This window comes from Micromonospora marincola (genome assembly GCF_056150385.1).
On sequence record NZ_JAXCFT010000011.1, the window covers coordinates 79,690 to 98,998 of the forward strand.

The window sequence follows — 19,309 nt, forward strand, 5'->3', positions numbered from 1 at the left end:
CACTCCGCGTCGTACGCCCGGGCGGAGTGACGCTGCCCTGCCGCGATGCTATATCGAATCAATTCGATCTGCGACGGGTGTCCCGATCGCGCGGCGCCCCCATGCCGAGATCAGCGGCGCAAGGGTGAGGTCGAGTTCGCCGGCGTCGACGGCGGCCAGGTGCGCGTCGATCTCGGCGTCGTCGGCCAGCCCCGCGGCGAGCAGGTCGGCGCGGACCATGCGCACCGTCGCGGCCTCCAGCCGGTCGCAGGCCACCCCGCCGACCGGGAAGCAGCCGGCCGCCGCGACGTCGACCAGGCCCGCCGCGCGCAACGCCCGGGGCAGCGTCCGGCCGAAGCGCAGGTCGGCGCCCCGGCGGGTCATCAACTCCCGGACCGCGCGCCGCAACCGGTTGGCGCGTCCCTGCGCCGGGCCGACCTCGTCGAGGCAGGCCAGCGGCTGCAACTCGGTGTCGGCGTCCTCCACCAACAGCCAGCCGCCGGGCCGCAACGCCGCCACCATCGTCGCCAACGCCCGGGCCCGGTCGGGCACGTGGACGAGGACGAGCCGCGCGTGCACCAGGTCGAACGTGCCCGGCTGCGGCGGCGGGTCCGCGACGATGTCGTGCCGGCGCACCTCGTACCCGCCGTGCGGGTCCAACCAGGCCGGATTGATGTCCGTGGCCAGCACGTGACCGATCGGTCCGACGGCCGTGGCGAGTGCCTCGGGAATGCTGGGGCCGCCGGCGCCGACCTCCCAGCAGCGCCAGCCCGCCCGCATGCCGAGCCGGTCGACGTGGCCTCGCGTGACACCGTCGAACAGCTCGGCCAGCCAGGTGAACCGATCGCCCGCCTCCACCCGGGCGTTGTCGAGCAGGTAGCGGTGATCCGGGGTCGGGTCCGGCTCGGGGTCGCCGCCGGGCTGCGATGAACTCATGACCGCATTCTCCCGCCGACGGCCGCCGTGCGGGGAACTGCGGGCCGGCTACCCCTCGCACACCCGCGGGCATGTTCGATAGCATCGAACATCTCCGGCGGACTCCCCCGCCACCTGCGACAGGAGGTCCTCGTGCGGTCCATGGACACCCGGCCGCAGCCGGCGGGCGCCGGCGGCGCTGTGGACGAGAGCACCCCGGCCGGCGTGGTCGGGGCCCGGATCCGGCGCTACCGCAAGGAGCGCGGGCTCACCCTGCGCGGCCTCGCCTCCCGCGCCGGCCTGTCGATCGGCTTCCTGTCCCAGGTCGAGCGCGGGATCTCCTCGATCGGCCTGACCGCGCTCGGCAGCGTCGCCAAGGCGCTTGACCGTTCGGTGGCCGACTTCTTCGACGCCGGCACCGGCGCGTCGGACAGCAACGTCTCCCCGCTTCCCCGGCACTTCACGCTGACCAGGGCGGAAACGTCTGCCACGCAGTACGTGTCCGGGCAACAGACCTATCGCATGCTCTCCGACCGGGGGCCGGACCTGGTGCTGGAGCCGATGCTCGTGCACATCGCGCCGGGCGGGCGGCGGGAGAACGCGTACGGGCACCGGGGCGAGGAGTTCGCCTACGTCATCTCCGGCGAGTTGCTCTACGAGGTCGAGGGTGTGGAGCACCGGCTGCGCCCCGGCGACAGCGTGCACCTGCGCTCGTCGGTGCCGCACCAGATGTACAACGACACCGACTCGGTCACCACAGTGGTCTCGGTGGTCACGCCCCGCCTGTTCTGAGGCACGCCGAACTCCATATTTGTTCACGTACGTGAACACGAAGGGCGATTCGGCCGTCAGCGACCCAGGTGGGCGTCCACGGCCGCCATCGTGTCCCGCCAGATGTCCGCGCCGCTGTCGATGACGGCGAAGTGGTCCCCCGGCTGTTCGAGATGGCGGACGTCGTCGCCCGCGTCGGCCGCCGCCACGGCGTAGCGCCGGTTCGCGTCGACCAGGTCGGGGCTGTCCGCGGCCCCCTGCACGAGGAGGGTGGGCACGCCGACGGGCAGCCGCAGCATCGGGTCGCTCTCGGCGTACCGCCGGGGGGCCGTCGCCGATGAGCCGCCCAGGGCCGCGGAGATCGCGCCGTCGCCGAGGTGACGCCGTTCGCCCTCGGTGAGGTCGAGCACCCCGGCGAGCGACACCACCAGGGCGACACGTGGCCCGCCCGCGCGTCCGGCGAGGTCCGCCGCGGCCCGCAGGGCGAGCTGCCCGCCGGCCGAGTGGCCCAGGACCACGACCCGCCCCAGGTCCAGCGGGCGGTCGGCGGCGAGGTCGCGCAGCGCGGTGACGCCGGCCTCGACATCATCCGTGGTCGCGTCCCAGCCGTGCCGGTCCGGACGGCGGTACTCCAGGTTCCAGGACGCGTAGCCACGGTCGGTCAGATCGACGGCGAGGGCGTCCATCAGGTCCGCGCCCCAGACCGACCGCCAGAAGCCGCCGTGCAGCAGCACCGCGACCGGCGCGGGCGCGTCGTGCCGGACCGACGGCATCCGCAGGTCACCCCACTGCTCCGGGTGGGGACCGTAGGCGACCCGGGTCGCGGGCGCGCGGAAGCGGTGCACGGCGTGCCGGATCGCCCACGTCACGCCCCACAGTCCCCGGCCGGCCAGGTGGACCGCGCCGGCGACAGGCGGTTCGACGGTGAGGTCGTACCAGACCGCGTGCGGCGGCTGCGCGCCGATCAACGCGCGGGCCGGTGGGGTGGGGCCGGGCAGCACCACCACCGGCCGGTCCGGCGCGGTGAGCAGTGACCGCAGTTCGTCGGCCGAGGCGGCGCTCACCACCTCGCCTGTGACGTCCAGTTCGGCGCAGGCGCCGGCGACGAGCGACGCCAGCAACCCGGTGTCGGCCACCAGGCCGGGGCCGACCACGACGGTGAGCGGCATCGGGCTCACCTGCGCAGCAGGGGCAGGACGGCGGAGCCGAGCAGGTCCACGCCGCGCTCGTCGGTCAGGCCGTGCGGGGTGCCGAACTCGACCCGGCGGACGCCGGCGTCGATCAGCGCCTGGGCCTGCGCGGCGACCTGCTCCGGGGTGCCGGAGAAGGCGAACCGGTCCAGCACGTCGTCCGGGATCGACCGGCCGGCCGCCTCGTGCCCGCCCGCGTCGACCAGGTCGCCGACCCGCTTCACCAGGTCGTCGGGGAGCGCCACGGTCGGGTCCAGCTCCGCCACGACCGCCAGGTACATCGCCACCTCGGTGCGGGCCTTCGCCCGGGCCGCCTCGCCGTCGGTGTCGACCACTGTCACCGCGCCGAGCACGATGCCCACGTCGGCGACGTCCCGCCCGGCCTTCTCCGCGCCGGCCCGGAGCCGCTCGCGGATCACCGGCACCATGTCGGGGTTGGCGCTGCCGCCCACCTTGATCTCATCGGCGATCCGGCCGGCCAGGGCCGCGCCCTGCGGGCCCCACGCGCCGAGCAGCAGCGGCGGGTCGGGCCGGTGCACGGCGTAGCGCAGGGCGGTGCCGGCCGCAAGCGTGAAGACCCGGCCGCCGAACCCGCTCCGGTCGCCGCGCAGCAGGCGGTAGACCACCTCGACGGCCTCCTCGATCGTGGTAAGCGGTCGCGGCTGCGGCAGGCCGACCGCGCCGAGCCAGGTCCCCCGGGCCAGCCCCAGGTACGCCCGTCCGTGCGAGGCCAGGTCCAGGGCGGCGAGCTGACCGGCGATCTCGTACGGCGCCATCGAGTACGGGTTCAGGCAGGCCGCGCCGAGGCGTACCCGTTCGGTCGCCTGTGCCATCTCCAGCAGCGGGAAGATCGGCGGCTGGTACATCAGGTCGCCGAAGACGGTGAGCACGTCGAAGCCGTGCGACTCGGCGGCGCGGGCCAGCCGGGCGTAGGCGCCTGCGGGTTTGTCGCTCTGCAGGCCGAGTCCGATCTCGACGGTCACGTCAGCTCCGCCGAGTTCATCCGCCGTCGGCACGTCCGTTCCACCTTCATGACGAGCCGCTCCTCCGGGTCGGGGCAGATGAAGTGGGAGTCCTGGTCCAGCCAGTCCCCCGGGGCCAGGTCACGCTGCTTCGCGGCGAGGAAGGGCAGCACCGACGCGAGCGCGTACACGCAGAAGTGCTTCCCCTCGGGGATCCGCAGGTGGGCGCTGTTCGTCAGCTCGAACTGGTCGCCGACGGCCATGCCGCACACCGACCGGCCCTCGATCCGGTCGACTGTCACCCTCAGGTCGTAGATCTCCATGTCGCCGTCCGTGTTGTCGCTCACGGCCCCTCCCCTTCGTCGATCCGCACGATGATCTTGCCGGTGGTCCGGCGTCGGGCCAGCTCGGTGAGCGCCGCGGGCGCCTCGTCAAGCGACACCACGCGGCTGACCGGCGGCCGGACCGCGCCGGAGGCGCACATGTCGAACAGCTCCTGGTAGGCGGCCTCGACCGCGGCCGGGCGCTGCCACGGGTACTGCGAGCCCCAGGAGAGACCGACGAGCGTCGCGTTCGCCGCCATCAGCCGCAGCGGGTCGACGGCCGGCGGCGCGCCGCCGGCCGCGCCGACCGCGACGAGACGGCCCTCGAAGGCGAGGCAGTCCCAGGAGCGGGCGAACACGTCGCCGCCCACCGGGTCGACCACGACGTCCACGCCCCGGCCGCCGGTGGCCTCCCGCACGGCGGCCACGAAGTCCGCCGCCGTGTAGTCGACTGCCACTACGGCGCCGTGGTCGCGGCAGATCGCCGTCTTGGCCGGGCCGCCGGCGGTGGCGAGGACCCGGGCGCCGCGCGCGACCGCGAGCTGGATGACGGCGATGCCGACACCGCCCGCGCCGGCGTGCACCAGGACGGTCTGCCCGGCGGTGACGCCCGCCCGTTCCAGCGCGAACCACGCCGTCTGGTAGGTCACCGGCAGCGCCGCCGCGGTCACCGGATCGACAGTGGACGGTCGCGGCACCACCACGGCGGCGTCCACCGTCACGGTGGTGCCGAGCGCGCCACGCGGCAACGCCGGGCACGCAAGCACCTCCCGGCCCAGCAGGTGTTCGGCCCCGGCCCCCGCGGCGGCGACCCGCCCGGCCACCTCCACCCCGGGCGTCATCGGCGGGTCCGGCCGCACCGGATACTCGCCCCGGCACAGCATCACGTCGAGGAAGTTCAGGCCCACCGTCCGCACGGCGAGCCGTACCTCGCCGGGGCCGGGCGGTGGGTCGTCGGGCAGGTCGGCGACCGACAGCACGTCCGCCGGCTCGCCGGTGCGCTGCGCGACCAGTCGGCGGATCATGCCGCGCCCACCGGGTCCCGCACCAGCTCGGCGTGGTGGTGCACGATCACCCAGCGGCCGTCGATCCGGCGCACCACGTCGGTGACCCGGGTCAGCTCCGGCTCGTCGTCCGGCCCGAGCCGCGAGACCAGCACATACCGCGCGACGCCGGAGTCGCCCCAGACGTCGATGCGCTTGTCCCGCGCGGCGAGCACCGCCAGCCGGGGCCGCTCACCCGCGGCGTCCCGCCGCGCGCGGTAGTCGTCAAGCTCGGCCCGGGTCCGCAGCGGCCCCGGCAGGTGCGTCTCCCAGGTGGTCACCTCGGGATGCAGGTGCGCGTCGAACCGCTGCCGGTCCCCGGCGAGGAACGCGGCGTACATGTCATCGATGCCGGCGGCGATCTCCGCCGCGCCCGCCTCCGCGAACGTCATCGCGTCTCCTCCTGGTTGCGGTCGTCGCGGGCGATCTGCCCGCCCTTCATCACCCACCGCACGTCCCGGAACGCCGACGTGTCGGCAAGCGGGTCGGCATCCGTCGCGATCAGGTCGGCCAGCTTGCCGGCCTCGACCGTGCCGAGGTCGGACTCCACGCCGAGCCACCGGATCGGGCCGAGCGTGCCGGCGTGCAACGCCCGCGCGGCGCCGATCCGCTCGGCCATGAACTCCAGCTCCCGGATCGAGGCGGTGGTGCCCTCGAACTGCCAGAACGGGGGCATGTCGCTGCCGAGCAGCACCTCCACCCCGGCGGCGACGGCCAGGTCGAAGCTCTCCAGGTGCCGGGGACCGGCGCCGAGCGAACGGCACTGCATCCACTCCGGCACGCCCAACTCGTCGAAGAACTCCTTGCAGCGGGTCACCAGCAGCGTCGGTACGAGCGCGGTGCCGCGCTCGGCCATCCGCGCCGCGACCTGCGGGGTGAGCTGGTAGCCGTGCTCCACGCAGTCCAGCCCCAGTTCCACGGCCGCGCCGATCACCTCGGCCGGGCCGGCGTGCGCGGTCACCTTGCGGCCCCACGCGTGCGCGGTCTCGATCACCGCGGTCATCTCGTCGGCGAAGAGCTGCGGCGTGTGGATGCTCTCGTGCTCCCCGGCGATGCCGCCCGAGATCATCACCTTGATCAGGTCGGCGCCGGCCTTGATCTGACTACGGACGCCCTGGCGGAAACCCACCGGGCCGTCGCATTCGAGCGTGTCGTTGCTCTCGTGGCCGTGCCCGCCGGTGCAGACGAGCGCCCGGCCGGCGGTGTGGATGCGCGGGCCCGCGGTGCGGCCGGCGGTGATCGCCCGTCGCAACGCGAAGTCGGCGTGGTCCTTCTCCGCCACGCAGCGCACCGTGGTCACGCCGGAGCGCAGCGTGCGCCGCGCCCCGTCGGCCATGTAGTGGGCCAGGTCGTACGTGCCCATCCCCTTGACGTTGTCGCCACCCGCGCCCGGCAGCGACAACGAGAAGTGGGTGTGCATGTTGACCAGACCCGGCGTCAGGTACGCGCCGTCGAGGTCCACCTCCGTCAGCCGGCCGGCGGTCCGCGCCTCGGCGGCCACCTCGGCGTACGGCCCGACGGCGGCGATCCGGTCGCCGCGGACCCACACCCCGGCCCCGGTCACGGGCGTCATGCCGGCCACCACGCGGGCGTCGAGCACGGTGCAGTTGCCGAGCAGCAGGCTCGACGGCTCGGGGGAAAAGGCGGCACTCACGCGATCACTCCGTAGACGTCTCGGGCGGCCCGCGGGGAGACGTAGCCCTCGGCCACGTCCCGCCGTACCGCCTCCGGATCCCTCGACCCCGGGTCGCCGTGCCCGCCGCCACCGGCGGTCAGCAACGTCACCCGGTCCCCCACCGCCACAGTGGTGCGACTGGTGCTCACCCGGTGCTCCCGGTCCGTGCCGGGGAAGACGATCACCTGGTTCGGCTCCGGCTGCTCGCCGCCGGCCAGGGCCCACGGCGCGCTCCTCGTCTTCTTGACCACCATCAGGAACTCACCCGGCGTCACGAACCGGATGTCCCGCCGCAGGCCGCAACCACCCCGGAACCGGCCGGCGCCGCCGGAGTCGGCGCGGATCTCCACCCGCTCGAAGAACATCCCCGTCTTCGCCTCCAGCACCTCGACGGGCGTGTTGCGCGCCTGGGTCTGACACAGGTGGTTCGCCGGTCCGATCCCGTCGTGCGCGGGCGTGCCGCCCCACCCGACCGGGTCGTTGTTGCTGACGGCGAACATGGCGCCGGTGTCCGGGTGCCGGCCGACCATCATGAACCCGGGCACGTCGCCGCCGGAGGAGGCGGCCAGCCGGTCCGGCATCCCCTGCGCCAGCGCCTTGAGGATCAGCTCCAGCGCGACCGTGCCGGTCCACTGGGTGAACGTGGCAGCCGGATACCGCGCGTGGAACAGCGAGCCGGGTTCGGCGCGTACCCGCAGCGGCGCGAAGTGCCCGGCGTTCGTCTGCTCGTGGGGCGTGGTGACGCCCTTGAACGCGACCCGGCAGGTGGCGATGGTGGCGCCCAGCGGCAGGTTCACCGGGCCGGGCACCGCCGGCGACGAGCCGGCGAAGTCCACGGTGAACTCGCCGTCGGCGATCGTGACGGTGACCCGCATCAGGATCGGGTCGTCGGAGACGCCGTCGTCGTCGAGCCAGTCCTCGGCGGTCCACCTGCCCTGCGGCAGCGCGGCCACCGCCTCGGTGGCGCGCTCGGCGGCGACGCCGATCACCCGGTCGACCACCGCGTCCACCACGGCCGGGCCGTAGTCGCGGTACAGCTCGGTGATCCGCCGCTCACCGGTGCGCAGCGCGGCGATCTGCGCGTTGAGGTCGCCGATGACGAGGTCCGGCATCCGCGAGTTGAAGCGGATCAGCTCGTGGATCTCGGGCACCGGCTCGCCCCGGGCGTACACCTTCGTGCCGGGGAAGACGATCCCCTCCTGGTGCATGTCGGTGGAGTCGAGCACGTAACCGGGATCCTTGGCGCCCAGGTCCATCCAGTGCGCGCGGATGCACAGGAAACCGATCAGCTCCTCGCTTCCGGGCAGCACGACAGGCGCGAACATCGTCGCGTCGTAGGTGTGCGCCGCGTTCCAGTACGGGTAGTTGAGCAGCACCACGTCGCCGCGGTGCAGGTTCTCCCGGCCCACGTACTCCACGCCCTTGCGCAGCGAGTAGTCGTTGGCGCCGAGGAAGCGGGACAGCCCGGTCGACTCCGCGACCAGCCGCAGGTGCCTGTCGTAGACGGAGATGCCGAAGTCGTACACCTCGTAGATGACCGGGTTGAACGCGGTGCGCACGAGCGCGGCCCGCATCTCCTCGGCGGCCGAGACGAGGTGGCTGCGGACGACCTCGACGGTCGCCCCGTCGACAGTCGGCTCACCCATCGACGTCCACCCCGTAGACGTCCCGGGCCGCCTCCGGCGAGACGTAGCCCTCGGCCACGTCCCGCCGTACCGCCTCCGGGTCGCGGTTGCGCCTGTCGCCGTGCCCGCCGCCACCTGCGGTCAGCAACGTCACCCGGTCCCCCACCGCCACCGTGGTGCGCTTGGTGCTCACCAGGTGCTCGCGGTCGGTGCCCGGAAACACGACCACCTGGTTCGGCTCCGGCTGCTCGCCGCCGGCCAGGGCCCACGGCGCGGTCTTCGTCTTCTTGATCACCGTGAGGAACTCGCCCGGCGTCACGAACCGGATGTCCCGCCGCAGGCCGCAGCCGCCCCGGAACCGGCCCGCGCCGCCGGAGTCGGTGCGGATCTCCCAGCGCTCGAAGAACATCCCCGTCTTGGCCTCCATCACCTCGATCGGGGTGCCCCGGCCGGTGCTGCCGGAGACGTGGGTGGCGGCGTCCATCCCGTCGTGCTGCGCGGTGCCGCCCCAGCCCACCAGGTCGTTGTTGCTGACCGCGAACATCTGCCCGGTGTCCGGGTGCACGCCGACCATCATGAACCCGGGCACGTCGCCGCCGGAGGAGGCGGGCAGCCGGTCCGGCATGCCCTGCGCCAACGCCTTGAGGATCAGCTCCACCGCGACGATGCCGGTCCACAGCGTGAACGTGGGCTGCGGATAGACGGCGTGGAACAGGCTGCCCGGCTCGGCCCGCACCTCGAGCGGCGCCACCGTGCCGGCGTTCGACGGCTCGTCGCGCGAGGTGAGCGACTTCAGCACCACCTTGCAGATCGCCTCGGTCGCGCCGAACGGCATGTTGATCGGGCCGCGGGTGGCGGCGGCCGAGCCGGCGAAGTCGACGACGAAGCGCCCGTCGGCGATGGTCACGGTGACGCGCATCTTCACCGGGTCGTCGGTGATGCCGTCGTCGTCCACCCAGTCCTCGGCCGTCCAGGTGCCCTGCGGCAGCGTCGCCAGCGCCGCGCGGGTTCGGGTCTCCCCGTCGGCGATGATGCGGTCGATCGCCTGGTAGACGCTGTCCCGGCCGAACTTCTCGATGATCTCAAGCATCCGGCGCTCACCGGTGCGCAGCGCGGCGATCTGCGCGTGCAGGTCGCCGAGCACCGCGTCGGGCATCCGCGAGTTGAAGCGGATCAGCTCGTGGATCTCCCGCACCGGGCGCCCCCGGGAGACGACCTTGGTGCCCGGGAAGATGAGCCCCTCCTGGTGCATGTCGGTCGAGTCGAGCACGTAACCCGGGTCCTTGGCGCCCAGGTCCATCCAGTGCGCGCGGACGCAGAGGAAGCCGACCAGGTCGCCGTCCGCGTCCGGGTCGGCCGCGTCGGGCCGGAACACCGGGGCGAACAGCGTCGCGTCGTACGCGTGCGCCGCGTTCCAGTACGGGTAGTTGAGCAGCACCACGTCGCCGCGGTGCAGGTTCTCCCGACCCACGTACTCCACGCCCTTGCGCAGCGAGAAGTCGTTCGCGCCGAGGAAGAACGTCAGCCCGGTGGCCTCCGCGACCAGCCGCAGGTCGGCGTCGTACATCGACAGGCCGAAGTCGTGCACCTCGTAGATGACCGGGTTGAACGAGGTGCGGATGAGGGTGGCCCGCATCTCCTCGGCGGCCGACAACAGATAGCTGCGGACGACCTCGACCTGGGCTCCGTCAAGCGTGGTCATGCGGCCTCCTCCAGGGTGACGAGCAGGTATCCGTGGTCGTCGACGGTGACCCGCTGGCCGCTCGGCACCACCGTGGTGGAGGTGCCCTCGTCGATGAGCGCCGGCCCGCCGAAGGTGTCGCCCGGCTCCAGACCGGCCCGGTCGTAGACCGCGAACGGCACCACCGCGTGCCGCCCGAAGTCGTAGGCGTCCCGGTGGGTCAGCAGCGCCTGCGACGGGTCGCCGTCCCCGCGCGGACGGGTCGGCAGCTCGGGCCGGTCGGTGCGGCCGATGCCGCGCACCCGCAGGTTGAGGATCTGCAGCGGGTTGCCCATGGTGTGGCCGTATCGGGCGCGGTGCGTCTCGTCGAACGCGGCGCGGACCGCGTCGCGGTCCAGCTCGCGCCCGACGGTGACCATCAGGCTGTGTTCCTGGCCGAGGTAGCGCAGCTCGAACTGCCGCTCCAGCACCGCCTCGCCGGCCGGCACGCCCTGCGCCCCGAGCGACGCGACCGCCTCGGCCTCGACCGCCTTGAAGAGCTGCTCCAGCTCCGTCAGGTCCGCGTCGTCGAGCGTGGCCATCACGGTACGGCTGAAGTCGTTGACGATGTCGGCCGAGAGCATGCCCCACGCGGAGAAGCCCGACGGCGCGAACGGCACGATCACCTCGCCGATGCCCATCTCCCGGGCCAGCAGCGGGGCCAGCAGCGGCCCGGCGCCACCGAACGCGAGCAACGCGAACCGCCGGGGGTCGTGGCCCCGCTCGACGGTGATCTGCCGGACCGCGCCGACGGTGCGGGCCAGCAGCACGTCGAACACGCCTGCCGCCGCGTTCTCCACGGTCAGGCCGAGCGGCTCGGCGAGCTGCTCGGCGATGGCGGCGCGCGCCTCGGCGTCCCGCAGCCCCATCGTGCCGGCGAGGAAGCGCTCCGGGTCGACGTAGCCGAGCACCACCGCCGCGTCGGTGACTGTCGGCTTCGTGCCGCCGCGGCCGTAGCAGACCGGACCGGGGTCGGCCCCGGCGCTCTGCGGGCCGACCTTGAGCAGCCCGTGGTCGAGCCAGGCGATCGAGCCGCCACCGGCGCCGATGGTCCGGATGTCGTACGTGGGGATGAGCAGCGGGTAGTGCTCCAGCTGGGCCTCGTACGCGGCCACCGGGCTGCCGCGCTCGATCACGCAGGCATCGAGTGAGGTGCCGCCGATGTCGAACGTGAGCACGTTGTCCCGGCCCAGTTCGGAGGCGACGTAGGCGGCGCCGACGATGCCGCCGGCCGGGCCGGAGAGCACGGTGTGGGTGGGTGCGGTCTTGGCCACCGCGCTCGTCATCGAGCCGCCGCCGGACCGCATGATCAGGAAGCGTCCGGCGAAGCCGCGCCCGGCCAGCCCGGCCTCCAGCTCGTCCACGTACCGCTCGAAGATCGGCCGGATGTACGCCTCCAGCACTGTGGTGCTGGTGCGCTCGTACTCCCGGTACTCGCGCACGATGTCCGTCGACAGCGACAGGCTGACCTCGGGGAACTCCTCGTGGATGAGACGTGCCGCCGCCCGCTCGTGGCTGGGGTCGAGGAACGAGTGCAGGAAGCAGATGGCGATCGAGGTGACCTGCTGGTCCACCACGAGCGTGCGGGCGGCGGCCCGGACGCTCTCCGGGTCCAGCGGCTCCACCTCCTGTCCCCGGTGGTCGAGCCGGCCCGGCACGCCGGCGGTGAAGCGGCGCCGCACCAGGCTCTCCGGCCGCTGGTACTGGAAGTCGTACATGTGCTCGGACGGCACGTTGCCGCGACCGATCAGGAAGATGTCCCGGAAACCCTCGTTGGTGATGATGCCGGTGCGCCCGCCCCGGCGCTCAAGCACCGCGTTGAGCCCGAGCGTGGTGCCGTGGATGAACAGCTCCACCTCGGACAGGTCGGTGCCGAGCGCGGTGATGGCGGCGAGCACGCCGTCCGCGGGCCGGGCCGGGGTCGTCGCCGCCTTGCGGAAGCGGACCCGGTTGGTGCGCGTGTCGAGTTCCATGGCGTCCACGAACGTCCCGCCGATGTCGACGGCGAGCCGGATGGGGCGACGGGTCATGGCGTGCGGGCCTGCCTTCCGATGAGGGCGGGAAGCTCGGGTACGCGCCAGCAGGCGGCCCGGCTCTCGCCGTACGACTGAAGCTCCTGCCGCTCCGATCGGCACCTGTCGGTGGCGAACGGGCACCGGGCCGCGAGCGGGCACCCGGCGTCGGCGTCGGCTTCCTCCAGGTCCTTGACCAGTTCCACGGCGGCGCCGTCGCCGGCCGTCCCGCCGAGGCGGGGGGCGCTGCTGAGCAGTGCCCGGGTGTACGGGTGCCGGGGCGTTTCGAAGACGACGTCCACCGGCCCCTCCTCGACGACCCGGCCGAGGTAGAGCACCACGACGCGGTCGGCGAAGCCCCGCACTGTCGCCAGGTCGTGGGAGATGAACACCGAGGCGCGGTCCGCGTCGGCGGCCACGTCGGCGATCACGTCGAGGATCTGCGCCTGGACGGTGACGTCCAGGGCCGAGGTCGGCTCGTCGAAGACGATCAGGTCCGGCTCCCCGACCAGGGCGCGGGCGATGCCGATCCGCTGGGCCTGGCCGCCGGACAGCTCGTGCGGATACCGCTGGAGGACCGCGCGGTCCAGCTCCATCCGGTCCAGCACGGCGTCGACCCGCGCGGTGCGCTCCGCCGGGGACAGGCCCGCGGCGCGCAGCGGCTCGGCGATGGAGTCGCCGACGGTACGGCGCGGGCTCAGCGAGCCGATCGGGTCCTGGAACACGAGCTGGGCCCGGGTACGCGCCCGGCGCAGCGCCCGGCCGCGCGGCCGGGGCCGGCCGGGCTGCTTGACCAGGGCCTGCCCGGCGACGGTGACCGTGCCGGTCGTGGGCGCGACCAGGCCCATGACGAGCTTCGCGAGCGTGCTCTTGCCGCAGCCGCTCTCGCCCACCACGCCGAGCGTCTCGCCCGGGCCGAGCCGCAGCGTGACGCCGCGCAGCGCGTGGTGCCCGCCGGAGCCGAACCGGCTGCGGTAGACCACGTGCGCGTCCTCGATCTCCAGCACGGCGGGCTTCGGGTCCGGCCCGGCCGGCTCCGTGCCGGCCACCGGCGCGACCGACGCCGACGGCGGGTCCGCGTCGAGCGGCCGGGTCTGCGGGTGGAAGCACGCAAGCGACCAGTCACCGGCGAGCGGCCGGGTGGCCGGACGCTCGGACGAGCAGGTGCCGTCGGCGTGCGCGCAGCGGGCGACGAACGGGCAGTTCTCCGGCGGCCGGGTCAGCAGGGGCATGGCACCGGGGGTGGCGACGACCGGCCGCCCGCCGACGTCCGGCACCGAGCGCAGCAGGGCCCGGGTGTACGGGTGCGCGGGCTCCCGCAGCACCTGCGCGGCCGGTCCGCTCTCCACCACCGTGCCGGCGTAGAGCACCACCACCCGGTCGCAGACCTCGGCGATCGAGGCGAGGTCGTGGGAGATCAGCAGCACGCCCCGGCCGTCGGTGTCCGCCGCGTGCCGGAACTGGCGCAGGATCTCCCGGGTCAGCGTCACGTCCAGGCCGGTGGTCGGCTCGTCGGCGATCAGCAGGTCCGGGGCGCAGCCGGTGGCCAGCGAGATCATCACCCGCTGGGCCATGCCGCCGGACAGCTCGTGGGCGTACGCGTCGAGCCGCCGCTTGGCGCTGCGGATGCCTACCGACTCGAACAGCTCGCGCGCCGCCTCCCGGGCCCGGTCGCCGGACATCTCCTGGTGGGTGGCGAGCCGGTCGACGAGCTGCTTGCCGACGGTGCGGGTGGGGCTGAGCGCGCCGCGCGGGTTCTGGAAGCAGATCGCCGCCCCCCGCCCGCGGTGGGCGGCGAGCGCGGTGTCGTCCATCCGCAGCACGTCCGCGTCGCCGACGAGCACCCGGCCGGTGGCGTGCGAGCCGCCGGGCAGCAGTCCCACGACGGCGCGGGCCACCATGCTCTTGCCGCCGCCGCTCTCGCCGACCAGGCCGACGACCTCGCCGGGGCGCACGGCGAAGGTCACGCCGCTGAGCGCGGCGACCTGCCGGCCGGGTCGCCTGATGGTCACGGAGACGTTCTCGATCGACAGCATGGTCACCGCCGCTTCGCGTTGGCGCGGTCCTGCAGGCCTTCGCCGAGCAGGCTGAACCCGAGGACGCAGACGAACAGGGCCAGGCCGGGTGGGACCGAGGTCCACCACCGGCCGCCGACCACGTCCGCGGCGCCCAGGCTGATCATCGCGCCCCACTCCGCCTCGGGGATGCTCACGCCCAGGCCGAGGAAGGAGAGCCCGGCCAGGGTGAGCATCGCCCAGCCGCAGTTCAGCGGCGCGATCACCCGCACCGGGGTGAGGCTGTTGGGGAGCAGGTGCCGCCAGAGCACACCCACAGGCGAGGCCCCGGAGGTGATCGCGGCGTCCACGAACGGCAGTTCCCGCAGCGACCGCACCTCGGCGCGGACCAGCCGGGCGTACGCCGGCGCGTTCACCGCCGCGATCGTGATGATCAGGTTGATCGTGCCGTTGCCGAGCAGGGCGGCCACCGCAAGCGCCAGGATGAACGTGGGGAACGACTGGAAGATGTCGACCACCCGCATCAGCACGTCGTCGAGCCAGCCGCCGACGTAGCCGGCGACCAGGCCGAGCAGGGTGCCCACGACCACGGCGAGCGCGACCGCGGCCAGCGCGATGCCCAGGTCGAGCCGGGCGGCGTAGAGCACCCGGCTCCAGATGTCCATGCCGTTGCCGTCGGTGCCGAGCAGGTGGTCGCCGCCCGGGGCGACCAGGGTGTTCGCCGGGTCGATCTCGGTCTCGCCCCACGGGCTCAACAGCGGCGCGAGCACCGCCACCAGCGCGACCACGGTCAGGATGGTCGCACCGACGATGATCAGGCGGCGGGCGAACCGGCTGTCCCGTTCACCGCCGGCGACGACCGTCGGCGTGGCTGCGGAGTCGTCCGCGACGGTGCGCGACTCGGCCATCAGAGCCTCACTCTCGGGTCGAGGATCGCGTGGACCACGTCGGCGATGAGGAACACCAGCACGTAGCACAACGCGATGACCAGCACCGACGCCTGCACCACCGGGTAGTCCCGGTAGAGCAGGCCGCGCAGGGCCCACTGGCCGAAGCCCTGCCACGAGAACACGTACTCGACGAGCACGGTGGAGCCGATCGCCGTGCCGAAGACAAGCGCCGCCAGCGACGGCAACCGGACCAGCGTCGCCCGCAGCAGGTAGCCGCGGTGCAGCGTCCGGTCGCGCAGCCCGTGCGCCTTCGCCGCGGTGTACGACTCGGAGTGCAGCACCTCAAGCGCGGAGGCCCGGACGCTGCGCAGCAGCGGCGCGACCACGCCGACGACGAGGGTCAGCACCGGCAGCGCCAGGTACGCCGCGGCGGAGGCGATCGCCGGCCCGTTGGCGGTGAGGACGGCGTCGACGAGGTCGGCGCCGGTGAGCGGGGTGAGGCCGGTGTCCGGATCAACCCGCCCGTTCGGCGCCGGGAACCAGCCGAGGACGCTGTAGCCGACAAGCACAAGCACCAGGCCGAGCCAGAACTCCGGGACGGAGTTGCCGGCAAGCGCGAACATCCGGACGCTGTGGTCGCCGACCCGGTTGGCCCGCTTCGCCGACCAGATGCCCAGCACGGTGGCCACCACGAGCGCGATGCTCACCGAGATGACGACGAGTTCCAGGGTCGGCCCCACCCGCAGCGCCATCTCCGAGCCCACGGAGCCGCCGCTCTGGATCGAGGTGCCGAAGTCACCTGTGAGCAGTCCCCGCAGGTAGTCGAGGAACTGCTGCCACAGCGACTGGTCCAGCCCGAAGCGGACGCGGGCCGCCGCGGCGTCCTCCTCGGTGGCGTTCGGCCCGAGGATGCTGCGGACCGGGTCGCCCGGCAGCACCCGGACCAGGAGGAACGCCAGGACGACCACGCCGAGGAGGACGGGGATCAACTGGAGCAGTCGCCTGGCGACAAACCGGAAGATTCGCATGGAGGGGTGAGGTTCCTAGGCCGATGCGCTCAGGTAGCGCAGGCGGGCGAGGCCGTCCATCGGCTGCACCCAGCCGGCGACGGACTCCCGGACGGGCAGGTTGAAGTTGGGCTGGCAGATGACCACCCACGGCACGTCGGCGGCGAGGATCTCCTGGACCCGCTTCCAGAGCGCGTTGCGGGCGCCCGCCTCGACCGTGGTGTGCGACTTCTCGTAGATCTGCTCGATCTCCGGGTTGCTGTAGTTGGAGTAGTTGAGGTTGGCGCCCTTGACGAAGCTCGTGGCGAGCATGTATTCGACGTCGTCCACCCAGAGCTGCCCGGAGGTGAGCTGAAGCGGGATGTTCTTCTTCGTCCGCCGCTCGCCGAGGGTGGCCGGGTCCAGCGGGGTCAGCTTGAGCCGGATGCCCGCCTTCGCCGCCTCGCCCTGCACCTGGACGGCGATCTTCTGCTGCTCCTCGTTGTCGGCCTCGAAGACCAGCTCGGAGTCGAGTGACGCCCGGCCGGCGGCGACCATCGCGGCCTTCGCCTTGTCCAGGTCGTGGGTGAACGGGTAGCCGACCTCGTCGTGCCCGGGCATGTCGAGCGGCACCGGGCTCTTGGCCGCGCGGGCGTCGCCGCCGTACACGTTTGTGATGATCTGCTCGTACGGCACCGCCCAGGCGAGCGCCTTGCGCACGTTCACGTCGTCGAACGGCGCCGAGGTGACCGACATCTGGACGGCGACCTGGCGGTTGCTCGCCGCCGAGATGACCTTGATGCCCGACGTCTTCTTCAGGTCCTGGATGTCGCGCTGGCTGATGCCGAGCGCGATGTCGACGTCGCCGGCCTGCAACTGGAGCCGCTGGTTGGACGCGGCCGGCACGACCGAGATCCGGATGGTCGACGTCTTGGCCGGGTCGGGGCCGGGGTAGCCGGTGTTCGCGCTGAGTTCGATCTCCTGGCCCTGGGTGGCCTTGGCGACGTTGAAGTAGCCGCCGGTGGGCGGGTTCTTCGCGAACCACTCCTTGGCCCAGGGGTCGCTGGCGCTGGCACGCTTCTTGGCCTCGACGGAGTCGAAGACGTACAGCGAGATCGCCTGGATCTGCCGGGTGAGGGCGCTCGGGAACGCCTGGTGGAACTCGACCGTGTAGTCGTCGACGACCTTGACCTGGTCGGCCTCGGTCAGGCCGATGGTGCGGTAGACGCCGGCGACGTTGGCCTGGGCGGCGAACGCGCGGTCCTTCGACCACTTCACGTCGGCGGCCTTCATCTCGTTGCCGCTTGCGAACTTCACGCCGCGACGCAGCTTGAGCGTCCAGACCTTCTGCTCGGCGTCGGGCTCGAACGACTCGGCGAACGTCGGGGTGACGTTCTGGGTGTCGAGGATCTTGCTGCCGCCGGCGTCGGTGACCCCGTAGTCGATGAGGTAGGGAAAGACGTTCTTGTAGAGCATCAGCGCGGTCAGGTCGAAGCCGACGAAGTCCTGGTCCCAGCTCGACAGGTAGCTGGAGACGGCGATGCGCAGGGTCTTGGCGGCGGCGCCGCCGGACTTGCCGTCGCTTGACTTGTCGCCGCTGTCCGCGGCGCAGGCGCCGGTGGCGAAGAGAAGCGCGACGCCGCCACCCAACTGCAGGACACCGCGGCGGGAGAGCGCGGGCGAGGAGGCGCCCGGACGAGGGGAACGAGCCATGAGTAGTCCTCCCGGAAGCACGAGGCAGACGGCCCGAGCTGCGGACCTTCCTGGTGTTCTACCGGATTTAGCAGAAGTGAACAAGAGGGTGAACGGCGTTCACCGAAACCTCCGCCGAATCGACACCTCAACCCTCTCGAACTGCGGGATGACTCCTGCGACCCGCGTTCACACAGGTTCACCCAATCGTTACCCTCCACCGCCGCGCGTCCCGCCAGCCGGACAAAATATTGACAGTCTTCATTATCCTGGTGATAGGGAGGGCGCATGAGACTGACATCGAAGATCTGGGCGGGGCTGGCGGCGGTCGTCCTGCCGGTCACCGCCGTGGTCATGGTGCTCGGCGGGACACCTGCCGATGCCGCGGTCGGCGGCTCCGGCCCCTATCCCGCCGACTACGAGACCTCGACCACCCTGGCCAACCACACCATCTTCCGACCACAGACGCTCCCGTCCGAGCGCCTTCCCATCCTCGCGTGGGGCAACGGAGGCTGTTCGGCCAACGGGCTCTCCCAGGGCAACTTCCTCCGCGAGATCGCCTCCCACGGCTTCCTCGCCATCGCCAACGGCGCGCCGAACGGGTCCGGCTCCACCACCTCGCAGATGCTCACCCAGTCCATCGACTGGGCCGTCGCGGAGAACTCCCGGGCCGGCAGCAAGTACTACAACCGGCTCGACACGTCCAAGATCGCGGTCGCGGGCTTCTCCTGTGGCGGGCTGGAGGCGTACGCCGTCTCCGCCGACCCGCGGGTCACCACGACCGGCATCTTCAGCAGCGGGCTGTTGAACGACGCCGATGACTACCAGCTCCGGCGGTTGACCAAGCCGATCGCCTACTTCATGGGCGGGCCCAGCGACATCGCCTACCCGAACGGCATGGACGACTGGGGCAAGCTGCCGGCCGGGCTGCCCGCGTTCATGGGCAACCTCAACGTCGGCCACGGCGGCACCTACGACCAGCCCAACGGTGGCGAGTTCGGCCGGGTGGCCGTGCTCTACCTCAAGTGGCGCCTCAAGGGCGACACCACCGCCGGGCGCAACTTCGTCGGCGCCGACTGCGGCCTGTGCCACAGCCAGTGGACCGTCCAACAGAAGAACCTGACGCTCGACGACGGCCCGGCGCCCACCACCCCGCCGCCCACCACCGCCCCGCCCACCACCCCGCCGCCCACCACTCCCCCGCCCAGCGGTGGGTCCTGCACCGCGGTCTACGCCGTCCAGGACCAGTGGAACGGCGGATTCGTCGCCAACGTCACCGTCACCGCCGGCGCCGCCGCGCTCACCGGCTGGCGGGTGACGCTCACTCTGCCCAGCGGGGCGTCGATCACCTCGGTGTGGAACGGCGTCGCCAGCGGCACCAGCGGGACGGTCACCGTCAGCAACCAGTCCTACAACGGACGACTCGCCGCCGGCCAGTCCGCAAGCTTCGGGTTCCAGGGCACCGGAACCGGCGGCGGCGCCACCGCCACCTGCGTCGGAAGCTGACGCCG

Annotated in this window: 16 protein-coding genes; 2 read left to right on the plus strand and 14 right to left on the minus strand. The window is 72.7% G+C overall.

Going from position 1 to position 19,309, the window contains the following annotated elements:
• Positions 1 to 48: 48 nt before the first annotated feature.
• Positions 49 to 915, minus strand: a complete 867-nt coding sequence (locus SM450_RS21970) for a methyltransferase domain-containing protein (RefSeq protein ID WP_474621636.1) — start codon at positions 913 to 915, stop codon at positions 49 to 51.
• A 141-nt stretch (positions 916 to 1,056) separates the two neighbouring features.
• Here SM450_RS21970 and SM450_RS21975 point away from each other — a divergent pair, with 141 nt between their 5' ends.
• The gene (locus tag SM450_RS21975; RefSeq protein ID WP_281590239.1) at positions 1,057 to 1,686 is read left to right on the plus strand and encodes a helix-turn-helix domain-containing protein; all 630 of its coding nucleotides are present in this window, start codon (positions 1,057 to 1,059) and stop codon (positions 1,684 to 1,686) included.
• A 56-nt stretch (positions 1,687 to 1,742) separates the two neighbouring features.
• Here the strand turns inward: SM450_RS21975 and SM450_RS21980 are convergent, their stop codons facing one another.
• From SM450_RS21980 to SM450_RS22040, 13 genes are read right to left on the minus strand one after another with little or no spacing between them, the layout of a single operon-like run.
• Positions 1,743 to 2,834, minus strand: coding sequence for an alpha/beta hydrolase (locus tag SM450_RS21980; protein WP_474621637.1), 1,092 nt, complete (start codon positions 2,832 to 2,834; stop codon positions 1,743 to 1,745).
• Positions 2,835 to 2,839: 5 nt separating this feature from the next.
• Complete coding sequence (locus tag SM450_RS21985) at positions 2,840 to 3,838, minus strand: LLM class flavin-dependent oxidoreductase (protein WP_474621638.1); 999 nt, start codon at positions 3,836 to 3,838, stop codon at positions 2,840 to 2,842.
• A complete protein-coding gene (locus tag SM450_RS21990) occupies positions 3,835 to 4,164 on the minus strand; it encodes a TIGR04076 family protein (protein ID WP_474621639.1) in 330 nt (109 codons plus the stop codon). Before SM450_RS21990 ends, SM450_RS21985 begins: the two co-directional genes overlap by 4 nt.
• A complete protein-coding gene (locus tag SM450_RS21995; protein WP_474621640.1) occupies positions 4,161 to 5,165 on the minus strand; it encodes a zinc-binding dehydrogenase in 1,005 nt (334 codons plus the stop codon). The genes SM450_RS21990 and SM450_RS21995 overlap by 4 nt, the downstream gene beginning before the upstream one ends.
• The gene (locus SM450_RS22000; RefSeq protein ID WP_474621641.1) at positions 5,162 to 5,575 is read right to left on the minus strand and encodes a nuclear transport factor 2 family protein; all 414 of its coding nucleotides are present in this window, start codon (positions 5,573 to 5,575) and stop codon (positions 5,162 to 5,164) included. The genes SM450_RS21995 and SM450_RS22000 overlap by 4 nt, the downstream gene beginning before the upstream one ends.
• A complete protein-coding gene (locus tag SM450_RS22005) occupies positions 5,572 to 6,837 on the minus strand; it encodes an amidohydrolase family protein (RefSeq protein ID WP_474621642.1) in 1,266 nt (421 codons plus the stop codon). Before SM450_RS22005 ends, SM450_RS22000 begins: the two co-directional genes overlap by 4 nt.
• The gene (locus SM450_RS22010) at positions 6,834 to 8,504 is read right to left on the minus strand and encodes a hydantoinase B/oxoprolinase family protein (protein ID WP_474621643.1); all 1,671 of its coding nucleotides are present in this window, start codon (positions 8,502 to 8,504) and stop codon (positions 6,834 to 6,836) included. Before SM450_RS22010 ends, SM450_RS22005 begins: the two co-directional genes overlap by 4 nt.
• Positions 8,497 to 10,185: a hydantoinase B/oxoprolinase family protein gene (locus tag SM450_RS22015; protein WP_474621644.1), complete on the minus strand. Its 1,689-nt coding sequence runs from the start codon at positions 10,183 to 10,185 to the stop codon at positions 8,497 to 8,499. Before SM450_RS22015 ends, SM450_RS22010 begins: the two co-directional genes overlap by 8 nt.
• Positions 10,182 to 12,233, minus strand: coding sequence for a hydantoinase/oxoprolinase family protein (locus SM450_RS22020; RefSeq protein ID WP_474621645.1), 2,052 nt, complete (start codon positions 12,231 to 12,233; stop codon positions 10,182 to 10,184). Before SM450_RS22020 ends, SM450_RS22015 begins: the two co-directional genes overlap by 4 nt.
• Positions 12,230 to 14,251: a dipeptide ABC transporter ATP-binding protein gene (locus SM450_RS22025; protein WP_474621726.1), complete on the minus strand. Its 2,022-nt coding sequence runs from the start codon at positions 14,249 to 14,251 to the stop codon at positions 12,230 to 12,232. The genes SM450_RS22020 and SM450_RS22025 overlap by 4 nt, the downstream gene beginning before the upstream one ends.
• Before the next feature lie 2 nt (positions 14,252 to 14,253).
• Complete coding sequence (locus SM450_RS22030) at positions 14,254 to 15,138, minus strand: ABC transporter permease (protein WP_474621646.1); 885 nt, start codon at positions 15,136 to 15,138, stop codon at positions 14,254 to 14,256.
• A complete protein-coding gene (locus tag SM450_RS22035; protein WP_474621647.1) occupies positions 15,138 to 16,148 on the minus strand; it encodes an ABC transporter permease in 1,011 nt (336 codons plus the stop codon). Before SM450_RS22035 ends, SM450_RS22030 begins: the two co-directional genes overlap by 1 nt.
• Positions 16,149 to 16,163: 15 nt before the next feature.
• Complete coding sequence (locus SM450_RS22040) at positions 16,164 to 17,819, minus strand: ABC transporter substrate-binding protein (RefSeq protein WP_474621648.1); 1,656 nt, start codon at positions 17,817 to 17,819, stop codon at positions 16,164 to 16,166.
• Positions 17,820 to 18,086: 267 nt separating this feature from the next.
• Here SM450_RS22040 and SM450_RS22045 point away from each other — a divergent pair, with 267 nt between their 5' ends.
• Positions 18,087 to 19,304 (plus strand): cellulose binding domain-containing protein, encoded by a 1,218-nt coding sequence (locus SM450_RS22045; protein WP_474621649.1) that lies wholly within the window; start codon positions 18,087 to 18,089, stop codon positions 19,302 to 19,304.
• Positions 19,305 to 19,309: the final 5 nt, after the last annotated feature.